Source organism: Mesorhizobium sp. Ca11, from assembly GCF_020165275.1.
In the GTDB taxonomy this organism is placed as follows: domain Bacteria; phylum Pseudomonadota; class Alphaproteobacteria; order Rhizobiales; family Rhizobiaceae; genus Mesorhizobium.
Window position 1 is genome coordinate 17,075 of record NZ_JAIUHU010000016.1, and the last position, 14,285, is coordinate 31,359.

14 protein-coding genes are annotated in these 14,285 nt (G+C 65.9%); 6 read left to right on the forward strand and 8 right to left on the reverse strand.

From position 1 onward, the window contains the following. Positions 1-25 precede the first annotated feature (25 nt). The 3 genes from LB538_RS23780 to LB538_RS23790 all read right to left on the reverse strand — a co-directional run bounded on the left by LB538_RS23780 (position 26) and on the right by LB538_RS23790 (position 3,713). Positions 26-403, reverse strand: coding sequence for a DUF1850 domain-containing protein (locus LB538_RS23780; RefSeq protein WP_224526172.1), 378 nt, complete (start codon positions 401-403; stop codon positions 26-28). Next, positions 400-2,526: a TRAP transporter permease gene (locus tag LB538_RS23785; protein ID WP_224526170.1), complete on the reverse strand. Its 2,127-nt coding sequence runs from the start codon at positions 2,524-2,526 to the stop codon at positions 400-402. The genes LB538_RS23780 and LB538_RS23785 overlap by 4 nt, the downstream gene beginning before the upstream one ends. Positions 2,527-2,753: 227 nt before the next feature. Then, complete coding sequence (locus LB538_RS23790) at positions 2,754-3,713, reverse strand: TAXI family TRAP transporter solute-binding subunit (protein WP_095770178.1); 960 nt, start codon at positions 3,711-3,713, stop codon at positions 2,754-2,756. 257 nt (positions 3,714-3,970) lie between these two features. Between LB538_RS23790 and LB538_RS23795 the strand changes: the two genes are divergently transcribed. Then, entirely contained in the window at positions 3,971-4,339 is a 369-nt protein-coding gene (locus LB538_RS23795) for a YciI family protein (RefSeq protein WP_095770177.1), read from the forward strand. Between the two features lie 10 nt (positions 4,340-4,349). After that, positions 4,350-5,597, forward strand: coding sequence for an RNA polymerase sigma factor (locus LB538_RS23800; protein ID WP_224560596.1), 1,248 nt, complete (start codon positions 4,350-4,352; stop codon positions 5,595-5,597). 319 nt (positions 5,598-5,916) lie between these two features. On the opposite strand, the gene cysK is transcribed toward LB538_RS23800, so the two are convergent. The 5 genes from cysK to hrcA all read right to left on the reverse strand — a co-directional run bounded on the left by cysK (position 5,917) and on the right by hrcA (position 10,868). Next, on the reverse strand, positions 5,917-6,897 hold the full coding sequence (gene cysK, locus LB538_RS23805) for a cysteine synthase A (RefSeq protein ID WP_140847075.1): 981 nt from the start codon (positions 6,895-6,897) through the stop codon (positions 5,917-5,919). A 188-nt stretch (positions 6,898-7,085) separates the two neighbouring features. Then, on the reverse strand, positions 7,086-7,703 hold the full coding sequence (locus LB538_RS23810) for a LysE family translocator (RefSeq protein WP_140645935.1): 618 nt from the start codon (positions 7,701-7,703) through the stop codon (positions 7,086-7,088). A gap of 351 nt (positions 7,704-8,054) precedes the next feature. Beyond that, the gene (locus LB538_RS23815) at positions 8,055-9,395 is read right to left on the reverse strand and encodes a PQQ-dependent sugar dehydrogenase (RefSeq protein WP_224526167.1); all 1,341 of its coding nucleotides are present in this window, start codon (positions 9,393-9,395) and stop codon (positions 8,055-8,057) included. Positions 9,396-9,516: 121 nt separating this feature from the next. After that, complete coding sequence (locus tag LB538_RS23820) at positions 9,517-9,714, reverse strand: hypothetical protein (protein ID WP_095767926.1); 198 nt, start codon at positions 9,712-9,714, stop codon at positions 9,517-9,519. Positions 9,715-9,785: 71 nt separating this feature from the next. After that, positions 9,786-10,868 (reverse strand): heat-inducible transcriptional repressor HrcA, encoded by a 1,083-nt coding sequence (gene hrcA, locus LB538_RS23825; RefSeq protein WP_095767927.1) that lies wholly within the window; start codon positions 10,866-10,868, stop codon positions 9,786-9,788. A 220-nt stretch (positions 10,869-11,088) separates the two neighbouring features. Here hrcA and rph point away from each other — a divergent pair, with 220 nt between their 5' ends. From rph to hemW, 4 genes are all read left to right on the forward strand, one after another. Further along, positions 11,089-11,805: a ribonuclease PH gene (rph, locus tag LB538_RS23830; protein WP_027169620.1), complete on the forward strand. Its 717-nt coding sequence runs from the start codon at positions 11,089-11,091 to the stop codon at positions 11,803-11,805. A gap of 184 nt (positions 11,806-11,989) precedes the next feature. Beyond that, positions 11,990-12,400: a VOC family protein gene (locus tag LB538_RS23835; protein WP_224526165.1), complete on the forward strand. Its 411-nt coding sequence runs from the start codon at positions 11,990-11,992 to the stop codon at positions 12,398-12,400. Further along, on the forward strand, positions 12,400-13,092 hold the full coding sequence (gene rdgB / locus LB538_RS23840) for an RdgB/HAM1 family non-canonical purine NTP pyrophosphatase (protein WP_224526163.1): 693 nt from the start codon (positions 12,400-12,402) through the stop codon (positions 13,090-13,092). The genes LB538_RS23835 and rdgB overlap by 1 nt, the downstream gene beginning before the upstream one ends. Next, positions 13,089-14,261, forward strand: a complete 1,173-nt coding sequence (gene hemW, locus LB538_RS23845) for a radical SAM family heme chaperone HemW (RefSeq protein WP_224526160.1) — start codon at positions 13,089-13,091, stop codon at positions 14,259-14,261. Before rdgB ends, hemW begins: the two co-directional genes overlap by 4 nt. Positions 14,262-14,285: the final 24 nt, after the last annotated feature.

Sequence of the window (14,285 nt, forward strand, 5' to 3'; positions counted from 1 at the left end):
ACCCGGTCGCCGGGCTGATCGTGCGCTACCGCGGCTGGCTCGAGCCGTCGCACGGTTCAAGCACGGTGGGTTCGCCGGCCGTCTCGCCCAATTCGCGGCAGCCGGCGGCCGTGCACAGCGTCCAACCCTTCCCGGTGGCGCCGGACGCCGCGAGCACCAGGCGCGGCTGGGGTCCGATCCGCGGCGCATAGACCCACCAGCCGCTGCGCAGCATCGAGCCCTCCGGCGGCTCCATGCCGGCGCCGGAGCCCTTGACCCGCGCCTCGACGACCTGCAGCCCGGCCGGCAACACTTTCCAATCCTCCTGCCAGCGCGTCCGTTCCACCGAATGCGTCCAGGACAGCGTGAAGGCGGCGACGGCAAGCGTCACCGTCTTGCCGGCGGCGAGGATGCACAGGCTCATGCGGTCCCGGCCGTGGACAGCCGGCGGGCGCGCCACCAGTGCCAGCCGATCCAGACAAACGCCAGCGCCCAGCCGGTCTCGTCGGTGAGCGGCAATGCGGCCACCAGCAGCAGGCCGGCGCAGAACGCGACGAGACGCTCCCACCAGGCCATGCGGCGGGCGAGGAAGCCGACGGCGGCGGCGCCCCAGAGCACGATGCCCATGCAGGCCTTGATGACGATATAGCCGACCTCGACGGGATAGCCGAACGACGCCGCGATGGGACCGGCGTCCTGCAGCATCAGCGCCGGCGTGTAGACGGCCATGAACGGCACGACGAAGCCGGCAATGGCGAGCTTGGTCGCCTGGATGCCGATCTTGAGGCCGCTTTCCTTGGCCATGGGTGCTGCGGCAAAGGCGGCGAGCGCCACCGGCGGGGTCAGGTCCGCCATGATGCCGAAATAGAAGACGAACATGTGGCTGACCACCAGCGGCACGCCCAGCGACAGCAGCGCCGGGCCGGCAAGCGAGGAGGTGATGATGTAATTCGGGATGGTCGGAATACCCATGCCGAGAACCAGGCAGGTGAGCATGGTCAACACCAGCGACAGGAACAGATTGTTCTCGCCGATGGAGATGATCCAACCGATGAAGGTGGAGGCGATGCCGGTGAGCGTCAGCGTGCCGATGACGATGCCGACGATGGCGCAGGCGACGCCGACGGGCAGGGCGTTCTTGGCTCCTTCGGCAAGCGAGTCGACGCAAATGCGCAGCGTCTCGCGTCCGCCCTTGAAGGCGAGGCAGGCGATGACGAGCGCCGCGATGACGAGGCTCAGCACATTGACGCCGAAGCGCATGAAGGACGCCGCGGCAAGCCCGAGCGCCAGCCAGAAGACGAAGCGAAAGGCAAGCGGTCCGATCAACGCTGCCAGCGGCGTGCCGAGGATGAGCACGATGGTGAGCGCAAGGCCCATCGTGCCGGCGAAGATCGGCGTGTAGCCGGCAAACAACAGATAGACCAGCACCGCGAGCGGCAGCACGAGCGGCCAGTGCTTCCTGACCGCTTCCCAGGGATTGGGCAACTCCGCCTTGGCCATGCCGTGCAGGCCGGCCTTGCCGGCCTCCAGATGCACCTGCCAGAAGCAGGCCCCGAAATAGAGCAGCGCCGGGATGACCGCCGCCTTGACCACCTCGGCGTAAGGGACGTTCAGGGTCTCGGCCATGATGAAGGCGACGGCTCCCATCACCGGCGGCATAATCTGGCCGCCCATCGAGGAGGTCGCCTCGACCGCGCCGGCGAAGGCGGAGCGGAAGCCGAAGCGCTTCATCAGCGGGATGGTGAACTGGCCGCTGGCGACGACATTGGCGACGCCCGAACCGGAGATGGTGCCCATCAGCGCCGAGGACAGCACGCAGACCTGGGCCGGGCCGCCGCGCCACGAACCGACGAGACCGAGCGCGAAATCGTTGAACAGCGCGATCATGCCGGCCCGTTCGAGGAAGGCGGCGAAGACGACGAAGATGAAGATATAGGCCGCCGAAACATAGACCGGCGTGCCGTATATGCCTTCTGTGCCATAGGCGAAGGTGTCGACAAGCTGCGCGAAATCATAACCGCGATGGATGAAGGGCGGCGGCAAATGATTGCCAACGAAGCAATAGGCGAGGAAGATGAAGGCGATGACCGCCAGCGGCAGGCCCATCAGCCGTCTGGCGGCTTCGAAGACCAGCACCACCAGCAGCGCGCCGACGATCAGGTCCGGCGTGGTGAGGAAGCCGGAGCGGCGGATGAGGTCGGCATAGAAGAACCAATTGTAGAGGCCGGTGGCGAATCCCAGCACGCCAAGCACCCAGAAGCCCACCTTCGCCGCGGCGCTCCTGGCGCGCAGATTGGCGATCAGGCCGAAACCGAGCAGCAGCAGGAAGCCGACATGCATGGCCCGCACCACCTGGCTGGGCAGGCTGCCATAAGCGGCGATGTAGATCTGGAAGACCGAAAAGGCGACCGCAATCAGGAAGGCCGCCTTGCCGGCGAGGCCTTCGCCAAAACCGGGCGGCAGACCTTCGACTTGTTCCTCGGCGACGGGAAGATGGAACGTGGGCGGGTTGCCGTCGCTTGTTGTTGCGGGCTTGGCTTCGCTCATCCGACGGGCTCCAAGACGAACGAATGACAGTGCGAGGCACCCCCCTCTGCCCTGCCGGGCATCTTTCCCGCAAGGGGGGAGATTGGAAGCGTCAATGACGGCGCTCTTCCTGCTACACCGGCGATTGGCGAAGCGCGCGGCGACAGCCAATCTCCCCCCTTGCGGGGGAGATGGCCGGCAGGCCAAAGGGGGGTGCTTGGCGAAGACATCTCAGACTGCCGCGCTCCCTACTTCAGCAGCCCTTTTTCCCTGTAATATTTCTCCGCGCCGGGATGCAGCGCCACCGGCATGCCGTCCAGCGCCTTGGCCGGATCGATCGCCTTGGCGGCGGCATGGGCGGCTACCAACTGGTCGAGATGTTCGAACAGCAGCTTGGTCATCTGGTAGGCGGTCTCGTCGGAGACGTCGGCGCGGGTAATCAGGAAATTGCCGACCGCGGCGGTCGCGACATCTTCCGCCTGGCCTTCATAGGTGCCTTTCGGGATGACCACCGACAGATAGGGCGCGCCGATCTTGGCGACGTCCTCGGCCGGCACGGCGACGACATTGATGGGAACCGAGGTCGCGAGATCGCGGATGGAGGCAACGCCGAGGCCGGCAGACTGCAAGGTGGCATCGAGCTGGCGATTCTTGATCAACTCGACCGACTCGGCGAAGGGCAGATACTCGACCCGCCCGAGATCCTCGTATTTTAGGCCGGCGGCGGCGAAGATGGCGCGCGCGTTGAGCTCGGTGCCGGAGGCGGGCGCGCCGACCGACAGGCTCTTGCCCTTGAGGTCGGCGAGCGTCTTGATGCCGGAGTCCTGGCTGGCGACGATCTGGATGTAATTGGGATAGATGGCGGCAATGCCGCGCAGCTTGTCGAGCTTGCCCGGGAAGCCGGCCTCCGTATTGCCCTCGGCGGCCATCTTGACGGAATCGCCGAGCGCAAAGGCGATCTCGCCCTTGCCCTGCTGCAGCAGGTTGAGGTTCTCGACCGAAGCCTTGGTCGCCTGAACCTGGGTGCGCGAGCCCTCGATGCCCTTGCCGTAAATCTCCGACAGGGCGACGCCGAGCGGATAGTAGACGCCGGACGTGCCGCCGGTGAGCACATTGATGAATTCCTGCGCCCCGGCCGACACGGCGCCAAGGCCGAGCGACAAGGCCAGCGCGCCGGCGGCAATAGATTTGGTCCTGAAATTGAACATCGCGATTTCCTCCCTGAAAATGTCGGCCCGCAATCCGCCCCCTCCCGGCGAGCCCGCGACGAGTTTAGATGGCGGAAAGCAAATGCCAACCCGCAATTGCGTGCGTTAGACCAATGGTTGAGTAGCGGCGAACGACGGCTTGCGCTCGATGGCTTTGGGGGCGAAAGATTTTTCCGGCGCCTGTCGAAATCGGTCGATGCCGCACGACATAAGTCGGCACGCGACGATGCGGCCTTCAAGAAAACGGGAGAACTTCCATGCGTTACATGCTTTTGATCTACAATGACGAGGCCGCGATGGCGAACGTGTCGAAGGAGCAGACCCAGCAGGTGCTCGCGGCCTATGGCGCCTATACCGAGGCGCTGAAGAAATCCGGCGCGTACATCGCCGGCGAGCGGCTGCGCCCGACGCAGGCGGCCACCGCGGTCCGGATGGCGAACGGCAAGACCAACGTGCTCGACGGCCCCTATGCCGACACCAAGGAGCAACTGGCCGGCTTCTATATGATCGAGGCGGCCGACATCGACACGGCGATCGAATGGGCCGCGCGCTGCCCCGCGTCCAGCACCGGCACGGTCGAGCTGCGGCCGATCTGGGAAATGGCTGAATACGTAGCAGCCGCATAGCGATCCTACGATGCATGATCGCTCGCAGATCGCGCGGGCGGCCGCCGAAGCGGCCGCCCGGCGCAGCTACGGCAAGCTGGTCGCCTGGCTGGCGGCGCGCACGCGCGATGTCGCCGGCGCCGAGGACGCGCTGGCCGATGCCTTCGCCGCCGCGCTCGAACGCTGGCCGCGAACCGGCGTGCCGGCGCAGCCCGAAGCCTGGCTGCTCGCCGTGGCGCGGCGGCGCGACGTAGACGCCGTGCGGCGTCGTCTGACCCGCGAGGCGGCGCGCGATCATCTGCAGCTGATCGCCGAGGAAATGGAGGAGCGCGTGCGCGGCGAAGACCTGCCCGACGATCGACTGCGGCTGATGTTCGCCTGCGCCCATCCGGCGATCGAGGCCAGCGTGCGCGCGCCGCTGATCCTGCAGACGATCCTCGGTTTCGACGCCGCGACGATCGCCTCGGCCTTCCTGGTTTCGCCGGCGACTATGGGCCAGCGGCTGGTGCGGGCCAAAGCCCGCATCCGCGAGACAGGGATTCCGCTTCGCGTGCCGGAGCAGGCGGAACTGGGCGAGCGGCTGGGCGCGGTGCTCGAAGCGATCTACGCCACCTTCGCCGAAGGCTGGTCGGATCCGACCGGCACCGACAGCCGGCGGCGCAATCTCGCCGCCGAAGGGATCTGGCTCGGCCGGCTGGTCGCCTCGCTGATGCCGGACGAGCCGGAGGCGCTCGGCTTGCTGGCGCTGATGCTTTTCGCCGAGGCGCGCCGCTCGGCGAGACGCGACCCGCAGGGCGACTTCGTGCCTTTGGTCGAGCAGGACATCGCGCTCTGGGACGACAGCCTGATCGACGAGGCGGAAGCCTTGCTGGTGCGCGCCGCGCAAAGGGGGATCATCGGCCGCTACCAGCTGGAGGCCGCCGTGCAGTCCGCCCATACGGCACGCCGGCGCGGCAGCGGCACCGACTGGGCGGCGATCCGCCAGCTGTATGATGCGCTGCAGGCCGTGGCCGGCTCGCCCGTGGTGGCGATCAACCGCGCGGTGGCGATCGCCGAAACCGAGGGCGCTACGGCCGGCCTAGCGGCGCTTTACGTGCTGGGCGACGACAAGCGGCTGGAGGACTACCAGCCCTATTGGGCGGCCCGCGCCGGGCTGTTGGCGAGACTCGGCAATATCAAGCAGGCGGCAGAATCCTACGACCGGGCGATCGGCCTCGAGCGCGACGCCGCGCTGCGGCGTTTCCTGCAGGGCGAGAAGGCGAAGCTTATCGGGAATTAACGCAACCGCTGGAATCGACGGGGATTTTGAAAGGTCGCCGTTTGCTGGCGGGCGGACTTCACCACCCTTTCTGCGGATCGGCACGAACGCTGCGGATTGGCGGAAGCCTCCCAATCTCGTCATTCCAGGGCGGAGCAGCCGCGAAGCGGCGTCGCGGAGACCCTGGAATCCATTCCGTGACCTTGATCGAAGAGCGCAGCGGAGCAGAATTCTGCACCGGAGCTACGCCTTGAGGTCACGGAATGGATCCTCGGGTCTGCGCGCGTCGCTTCGCTCCTTGCTCCGCCCGTGGATGACGACCGTGGGGGCGTTAAAGCACCTAAGCCCCCAGCCCGTCGAACAGGATGGTCGAGAGATAGCGCTCGGCGAAGGAGGGGATGACGACGACGAGGGTCTTGCCCTTGTTCTCCGGCCGAGAGCCGACGACGATTGCCGCCTGGAGTGCCGCGCCCGACGAGATGCCGACCGGAACGCCTTCGAGCCGGGCGACGAGACGCGCATTGGCGACCGAATCCTCGTTCGAGACCCTGACGACCTCGTCATAGATCGAGGTGTCGAGGATTTTGGGCGCAAAGCCTGCGCCGATGCCCTGGATCTTGTGTGGGCCGGGCTGGCCTCCCGACAGAACCGGCGAGGCTTCCGGCTCGACCGCCACGACGTGCAGCGAAGGCTTGCGCTTCTTCAGCACCTGGCCGACGCCGGTGATAGTGCCGCCTGTGCCGATGCCGGCGACGAAGATGTCGACTTCGCCATTGGTGTCGTTCCAGATTTCCTCGGCCGTGGTGCGGCGGTGGATTTCGGGGTTGGCCGGATTTTCGAACTGCTGCGGGATGATGGCGTTGGGCAGCGTCGCGGCGAGCTCGTCGGCCTTGGCGATGGCGCCCTTCATGCCTTTCGGGCCCTCGGTCAGCACCAGCTCGGCTCCGAGCAGCGCCAGCATCTTGCGGCGCTCGACCGACATCGTCTCCGGCATGGTGAGGATCAGCTTGTAGCCCTTGGCGGCGGCGGCGAAGGCGAGCGCGATGCCGGTGTTGCCGGAAGTCGGCTCGATCAGCGTGGTCTTGCCGGGCGAAATCTTGCCGGCCTCCTCCAGCGCCTCGATCATGGCGACGCCGATGCGGTCCTTGACGGAGGCGATCGGGTTGAAGAATTCGAGCTTGGCCAGAAGGTTGGCGACGATGCCCTTTTCCTTCGCGAACTTGTCCAGCCTGACCAGCGGCGTGTCGCCAATCGTCTCCGTGATCGAGTTGAAGACGCGGCCGCGGCCGGGCACGCGCGCGGAGGTGACGGGCTTGTTCATTGGTTTCGCTCCCAAGGCAATGGCACAGGCAGACAGAATAAGGCTTTCAGCCGCGCAAGATAGGCTGAGGCTGGAAAATATCCGAGTGGGGCGGTTGCTCAAAAGCGCCCGCGGCCGGAAATGCATTTTCCGCCAAGCCGGGTTTCAGGAATAGTTTGGCCGAATCCGGGATCGGTTGAGATTGGAACCTATTGACGCGCCGCTATGGCGGCAGCCGCGCCCATCATGAAGCCGGCGGCGGTGCGGTTCAGCACCTTCAGCGCGCGCGGCGATTTCAGGAACCAGCGCGCCTTGGCTGCGAGCGCCAGATAAGGCACCAGCACCACGAACAGAACCGCCACGGTGAGCATCGCAAGAATCGCGTAGTCGGCGAGCGTGATCGTCTTCAGGTCGACGATGGTCGGCGTGATGGCGAGATAGAAGATCATCGTCTTGGGATTGCCGAGCGTCACCGTCAGCCCGGCGATGAAGCTCGACACCAGCCCGCCTTTGGCCTTCCGCGCCTCGACGGTCTCGGGCGTGATGCCGCTGGTCCAGAAGCGCCAGGCGAGGAAGGCGAGATAGGCGACGCCGGCCCATTTGATGGCGAGGAAGACCATGCCGAAGGTCTGCGCGACGAAGGCAAGCCCGAGCACCACGGCGGTGAGATAGGTGAGGTCGCCGAGCATCAGGCCGAACGACATGGCAAGCGAGGACCGGAAGCCGGAGCCGAGCGCGCGGGCGACAAGCGCCGTGACGCCGGGGCCCGGAATGGCGGCGGCGACGCCGAGCGCGGCGCTGTAGGCAAGGAATCCGGTGAGTGTCATTGGTTCTAGCCTGGCGTATGTGGGGCTGGGTTTTTATCACGATGCCGGATCGACGGTAATTCCCTCGCACTGGAATTCGTTACGCCAGCGCGACTGGCACGGGCATTTGGCCGGTCGCCCGGCGGGCGCCTTGGAGATTGGCTGGAGCGTCCCAACCTCGTCATCCACGGGCGGAGCAAGGAGCGAAGCGACGCGCGCAGACCCGAGGATCCATTCCGTGACCTCCGAGCGCCACAACGGTGCAGAATTCTGCGCCGCTGCACTCTTTGATCAGGGTCACGGAATGGATTCCAGGGTCTCCGCGACGCCGCTTCGCGGCTGCTCCGCCCTGGAATGACGAGGTTGGGGGAGCTACCCACCATACGTAATACGCCAGATCGTCCCGTTGCCGTCCTCGGTCAGGATCAGCGCGCCGTCCCTGGCCACGGCGACGCCGACCGGCCGGCCCCAGACCGCGTCGTCGGATATGACGAAGCCGGTGGCGAAGTCCTCGTATTCGCCGGTCGGCTTGCCGTCCTTGAACCTCAGCCGCACCACCTTGTAGCCGGTGCGGACATTGCGGTTCCACGAGCCGTGCAGCGTGACGAAGGCGTCGCCCTTAAAATCGGCCGGGAAGTTGGCGCCATCATAAAAGGCGATGTTGAGTGGCGCCGAATGCGCCTGCATCAGCACGTCCGGAACCGTGACCTTGCCGGCGAGATCGGGGCGGGCGCCCTTGTGGCGCGGGTCCTCATTGTCGCCGATATAATACCAGGGCCAGCCATAGAAAGCGCCGTCCTTCACGGCGGTGGCATATTCGAAGGGGGTGTTGTCGCCAAGTTCGTCGCGCTCGTTGACGACGCACCAGAGCGCGCCCGTCGCCGGCTGCATGGTCATGCCGGAACAGTTGCGCAGGCCGGTGGCGACGGTTCTGCGGTTGTTGCCGTCGGGGTCGAAGGCCAGCACGTCGGCGCGGCCCTGTTCCGGACCCCAGGCCTCGCCCAGCGGCTGCGATTTCGTCCACGCCTCGACACCGCCCTTCGGCTTCGCGCCCATGTCCTCGGCGATGTTGGAGCCGGAGCCGACCGACAGATAGAGCGTCTTGCCGTCGGGCGAGAAGGCGATGTCGCGCGTCCAGTGGTGGCTGGCGGGGACTTTGGCGACGATGGTTTCCGGCTTGCCCGACGCTTCCAGGTCACCCTCGCGATAGGGGAAGCGGACGACGCTGTTGCTGTTGGCGACATAGACCCATTGCGGCTTGTCGCCCGGCGGGTAGAAGGCGATGCCGTAGGGCCGGGTCAGGCCCTTGGCGAAGATCGACTCCTGTGCAGGCTTGGCGCTGCCTTCCGCCAGGCGATAGACGCGCACCTGGTTCGCCCGGCTGTCGGCAACGAAGAGGTCGCCGTTCGGCGCCACCCGCACGACGCGGGGACTGTCGACGCCGGATGCGATCAGCTCGGCGGAAAAGCCGGGCGGAAGCTTTGGCTTGGCATCCTCAGGACGATCGGTGACGCCGCCGCCGTTGGAGGCGGATTCCGTCATGTCGGGTTTCGGCAAATCCTCAGGTTTCAGCAGCCGGCGCACGCCCGGACGGTCGGCTTTCCAGTCGCCGAAAGCTTTTTCGCCGCTGAGCAAGGGCTGATCGGCCTGCTGCGCAAAGGCAGCCGTGGCAAAAACCAGTGCGAGGCCCGCAAGGCCGGCGATCCGCATCATGCTGTCCTCCGTCTCTGCCACTATGTCCTGCCTTCGGATGCCTCAGTCGATAAGGCCCCGGAGATAGAACATATTGGGCTAACGATCGAAAAGAGAAGCTCGCGCACGTGACTTGCCGGCCTCAGGCCTCTTCGGCATCCAGATCGTCGTCGAGGCGCTTTTCCAACTCGACGAGATCAGCCGGCAGGGGCAGGCCCATGGCGCGCATCTCCCTCAATTTCTCGCGCAGCTGCTCCTGGATCTCGTGCTCGTCCTCGGGCTGGTTCACCATTTCCTCGAGCAGCAGGCTGATCTGGGCCTTGAGCGATTCCAGCGCCATGTTCTTCTCCTTTGCACCCTCAGCTGTGTCGAGGTTCAGGTCAGGCCGGCCTCACCTGAATATCGATACACCTAACGAAGCATGCGGGAAATCAGTTGTGCAGTGTAATCGACCATCGGCACGATGCGGGCGTAGTTCAGGCGGGTCGGCCCGATGACGCCAAGCGCGCCGACGACGCGGGCGTCCTTGTCGCGATAGGGGGCGACGACCAGCGACGAGCCGGACAGCGAAAACAGCTTGTTCTCCGAGCCGATGAAGATGCGCACGCCCGGCCCCTCTTCGGCGAGATCGAGCAGCTGCAGCAGTCCGTCCTGGGTTTCCAAATCCTCGAACAGATGGCGAAGCAATTCTATGTCCGCCTGGGCGGTGACGTTTTCCAGGAGGTTGGCGCGGCCGCGCACGATAAGGCGCGCCGGCAGGCCGCTTTCGGCGCCGGCCCAGACCGCGAGGCCTTTCTCGACCAGATCCTGCGACAGCGTGTCGAGGGCAGCCCTGGTCTCGTCCTTGATGCGGGCGATTTCCGCCCGCGCCTCGGCCAGTGTTCGCCCACGGATATGCGCATTGAGGAAATTGGACGCCTCGTGCAGCTGCGACACGGTGGTGCCGGCCGGCAGGTCGACAACGCGGTTCTCGACATCGCCGTTCTGCGACACCAGCACTGCCAGCGCCTTTGCGGGCTCGAGCTGGATGAATTCGATGTGCTTCAGCGCCACCTCGTGCTTGGAGGCGAGCACGAGGCCGGCGCCGCGCGACATGCCCGACAGCATCTGGCTGGCCTCGGTCAGCATATGCTCCAGCGTCGCGCCCGAGCCGGAGGCGCGCACCTGCGCCTCGATGGTGCGGCGCTCGTCGTCGGAAAGGTCGCCCAGCTCCATGAAGGCGTCGACGAAAAAGCGTAGGCCGGTCTGGGTCGGCAGCCGCCCGGCGGAAACATGCGGCGCGTAGATCAGCCCCAGATGCTCGAGGTCGCTCATCACATTGCGGATGGTGGCGGGCGACAGCGAGGAGGGCAGGATGCGCGACAGGCTGCGCGAGCCGACCGGCTCGCCGTCGCGCAGATAGGAATCGACAATCCGCCGGAAGATATCGCGCGAGCGCATGTCGAGTGACTGAAGTACCGGCGACTGCGACGTCGGATCGACTGGTTTGTTCATTCCGGCGAGAAACCTCCTTCCGAAAAGATATAGACTTAAGCTACGGCGGCGCAACCCGGTGCCGCGCTCGCGGTCACACGGTGCCGCGTTTGCGGTCACCGGTGGCGCGTTTGCGGTCGCGCAGCCCGTTTTCCGTTGCGACCTCGTTTTCCTTTGCGCCATGCTGCGCATACGTCTACAAGCCGGCCACGATTCCGGAAACGACAAGAAAGAAGGCCGAATGCGCCCCTCCAAACGCCAAGCCGACGAAATGCGCGCCATCTCCTTCGAACGCGGCGTCTCCAAGCATGCCGAAGGCTCGTGCCTGGTGAAGTTCGGCGACACGCATGTCCTGTGCACGGCGAGCCTGGAGGAAAAGGTGCCGGCCTGGATGCGCAATTCCGGCAAGGGCTGGGTGACGGCCGAATACGGCATGCTGCCGCGCTCGACCGGCGAGCGCATGCGGCGCGAAGCTTCCGCCGGCAAGCAGGGCGGCCGCACGCTGGAGATCCAGCGGCTGATCGGCCGCTCGCTACGCGCCGTGGTCGACCTGCAGGCGCTGGGCGAGCAGCAGATCACCGTCGACTGCGACGTCATCCAGGCCGATGGCGGCACCCGCACGGCCTCGATCACCGGCGGCTGGGTGGCGCTCTACGATTGCCTGCGCTGGATGGAAGCGCGCCAGATGGTGAGCGTCGCCAAGGTGCTGAAGGACCATGTCGCGGCGATTTCCTGCGGCATCCATGACGGCCAGCCGGTCATCGATCTTGATTACCTGGAGGATTCCTCGGCCGGCACCGACGCCAATTTCGTCATGACCGGCAAGGGCGGCATCGTCGAGATCCAGGGCACGGCCGAGGGCGAGCCTTTCTCCGAGGAGCAGTTCGCGGCGCTGATGGGCTTGGCGAAGAAGGGTATTTCGCGGCTGGTGAGCCTGCAGCAGATGGCGGTGGCTTAGGTTTTCGAATGCCGAGCCTAGGCCCCCCTCTCTGGCCTGCCGGCCATCTCCCCCTCAAGGGGGGAGATTGTATGTCACGCCGGCTTTCGCCAATCACCAATGCTGCAGAAGAGGTGCCGGCGCGGCCACAGCTAATCTCCCCCCTTGAGGGGGAGATGCCCGGCAGGGCAGAGAGGGGGGCCTCGTGATACCCTCCGCAATTCTCGAATCCGCCCTCTACGTCACAGACCTACACGCCGCCGAAGCCTTCTACCGCGACATCATCGGCCTCGAAGCCTTGGGCAAGGTCGAAGGGCGCCACGTCTTCTTCCGCTGCGGCGACGGCGTATTGCTTCTCTTTAATGCCGACGCTACGAAAATCCCGCCGGCGCCGGACGCTCGGCTGAAGGTGCCGCCGCATGGCACGGCCGGCGAAGGGCACCTCTGCTTTGCGGCAACCGCCGATGAAATCGCTGCATGGCGCAGGCATCTCGCCGCCAACAACATCGCCATCGAAAGCGATTTTGAATGGCCGCAGGGCGGGCACTCGATCTATATCCGCGACCCGTCCGGCAATTCGATCGAATTCGCCGAGCCAAGGATCTGGGGTTTCTGATGCACTCGCAACCTTTTCATTCCCTTGGGGAAAAAAAGATCGTCGTCGCCAGCCACAATGAAGGCAAGCTGCGCGAATTCGCCGACCTGATGGCGCCGTTCGGATTCGAGGCGAAATCGGCCAAGGAATACGGCCTGCCCGAACCCGACGAGACCGGCACCACCTTCGAGGAGAACGCCTATATCAAGGCATATGCCGCCGCCAAGGCGACCGGCCTGCCGGCGCTGTCGGACGATTCCGGGCTCTGCGTCGACGCGCTCGACGGCGCGCCCGGTGTCTATACCGCCAACTGGGCCGAGACGCCGGACGGCAGCAGGGATTTCGGCATGGCCATGCAGCGCACCGAGGTGGCGCTGCAGGAGGTCGGCGCTACGGACCCTTCGCAGCGCACCGGCCGCTTCGTCGCCGTCATCTGCCTGGCCTTTCCCGACGGCGAGGCCGAATATTATCGCGGCGAGGCCGAAGGCACGCTGGTGTGGCCGCCGCGCGGCACGCTCGGCTTCGGCTACGATCCGGTGTTCCTGCCCAACGGTTTCGACAAGACTTTTGGCGAGATGAGCGCGCAAGAAAAGCATGGCTGGAGGCCCGGCCAGGCGACGGCGCTTTCGCACCGCGCCCGCGCCTTTCAGAAATTCGCCGAAGCGCGATTGAATTTGGCCAGATTGGATTTGGCGCGATCAGGACCCGCATGAGCGCAGTGCCCCTACCGCTCGACCGCAGCCCCGGCTTCGGCGTCTATATTCACTGGCCGTTCTGCGCAGCCAAGTGCCCTTATTGCGACTTCAACAGCCATGTCCGCCACCAGCCGGTCGACCAGGAGCGTTTTGCCCGCGCCTTCGAGACGGAGCTCGCAACCATGCGGGCCCGCACCGGGCCACGCGAGGTGACCAGCATCTTTCTCGGCGGCGGCACGCCGTCGCTGATGAAGCCGGAAACGGTGGCCGCCGTCCTGGAGGCCGTGGCGAGGAACTGGACGGTGCCGGCCGGCATCGAGGTGACGCTGGAAGCCAACCCGTCCTCGGTCGAAGCCGAGCGTTTCCGCGGCTACCGCGCCGCCGGCGTCAACCGCGTCTCGCTCGGCGTGCAGGCGCTCAACGACAAGGATCTGCGCTTCCTCGGCCGGCTGCATAATGTCGAGGAGGCACTGCACGCCATCGGCCTCGCGCGCGAAATTTTCCCGCGGCTGTCCTTCGACCTGATCTATGCGCGGCCCGGCCAGACGCCGGACGCATGGGGGGCGGAGCTGGAGCAGGCGATCGGCTATGCCGTCGACCATCTTTCGCTGTATCAGCTCACCATCGAGGAGGGCACGCCCTTCCACGCGCTTTACGCTGCGCGCAAATTCACGCTGCCCGACAATGATCATGCTGCCGATCTCTACGCGCTGACGCAGGAGGTTACGGCGGCGCAAGGCCTGCCGGCCTATGAGATTTCCAACCACGCGCGGCCGGGCGCCGAGAGCCGGCACAACCTCACCTATTGGCGCTATGGCGAATATGTCGGCGTCGGCCCCGGCGCGCATGGCCGCTTCGTCGAGAACGGCCGCCGCACGGTGACCATCGCGGAAAGAATGCCGGAGACCTGGGCCAATCTGGTCGAGGCCAAAGGCCACGGCGTCACCGGCGGCGAGATCCTGACGCGTTCCGAGGAGGCGGACGAGTTCCTGCTGATGGGACTGCGGCTGGCCGAAGGCATCGACCTGCAGCGCTACGAGGCGCTCTCGGGTCGCGGCCTTTCAAGCGCGCGGCTCTCGGTGCTGCAGGAAGAAGGCCTGGTGGCGCCTGTCGGCAACGCAAGGCTCCGCGCCACGACGGCGGGGATGATCGTGCTGGATGCGGTGGTGGCGGATTTGGCAAGGTAAGCCAAAGGCTGCCCCCGCAAGTTT

Bases quoted from the DNA above. Each gene is read 5' to 3' on its own strand.
- hrcA (WP_095767927.1), bottom strand. From the start codon at position 10,868: ATGAACAAACCAGTCGATCCGACGTCGCAGTCGCCGGTACTTCAGTCA.
- rdgB (WP_224526163.1), top strand. From the start codon at position 12,400: ATGCACTCGCAACCTTTTCATTCCCTTGGGGAAAAAAAGATCGTCGTC.
- hemW (WP_224526160.1), top strand. From the start codon at position 13,089: ATGAGCGCAGTGCCCCTACCGCTCGACCGCAGCCCCGGCTTCGGCGTC.
- LB538_RS23810 (WP_140645935.1), bottom strand. From the start codon at position 7,703: ATGACACTCACCGGATTCCTTGCCTACAGCGCCGCGCTCGGCGTCGCC.
- LB538_RS23800 (WP_224560596.1), top strand. From the start codon at position 4,350: ATGCATGATCGCTCGCAGATCGCGCGGGCGGCCGCCGAAGCGGCCGCC.
- LB538_RS23780 (WP_224526172.1), bottom strand. From the start codon at position 403: ATGAGCCTGTGCATCCTCGCCGCCGGCAAGACGGTGACGCTTGCCGTC.
- LB538_RS23795 (WP_095770177.1), top strand. From the start codon at position 3,971: ATGCGTTACATGCTTTTGATCTACAATGACGAGGCCGCGATGGCGAAC.
- LB538_RS23820 (WP_095767926.1), bottom strand. From the start codon at position 9,714: ATGGCGCTGGAATCGCTCAAGGCCCAGATCAGCCTGCTGCTCGAGGAA.
- cysK (WP_140847075.1), bottom strand. From the start codon at position 6,897: ATGAACAAGCCCGTCACCTCCGCGCGCGTGCCCGGCCGCGGCCGCGTC.
- rph (WP_027169620.1), top strand. From the start codon at position 11,089: ATGCGCCCCTCCAAACGCCAAGCCGACGAAATGCGCGCCATCTCCTTC.
- LB538_RS23785 (WP_224526170.1), bottom strand. From the start codon at position 2,526: ATGAGCGAAGCCAAGCCCGCAACAACAAGCGACGGCAACCCGCCCACG.
- LB538_RS23790 (WP_095770178.1), bottom strand. From the start codon at position 3,713: ATGTTCAATTTCAGGACCAAATCTATTGCCGCCGGCGCGCTGGCCTTG.
- LB538_RS23815 (WP_224526167.1), bottom strand. From the start codon at position 9,395: ATGATGCGGATCGCCGGCCTTGCGGGCCTCGCACTGGTTTTTGCCACG.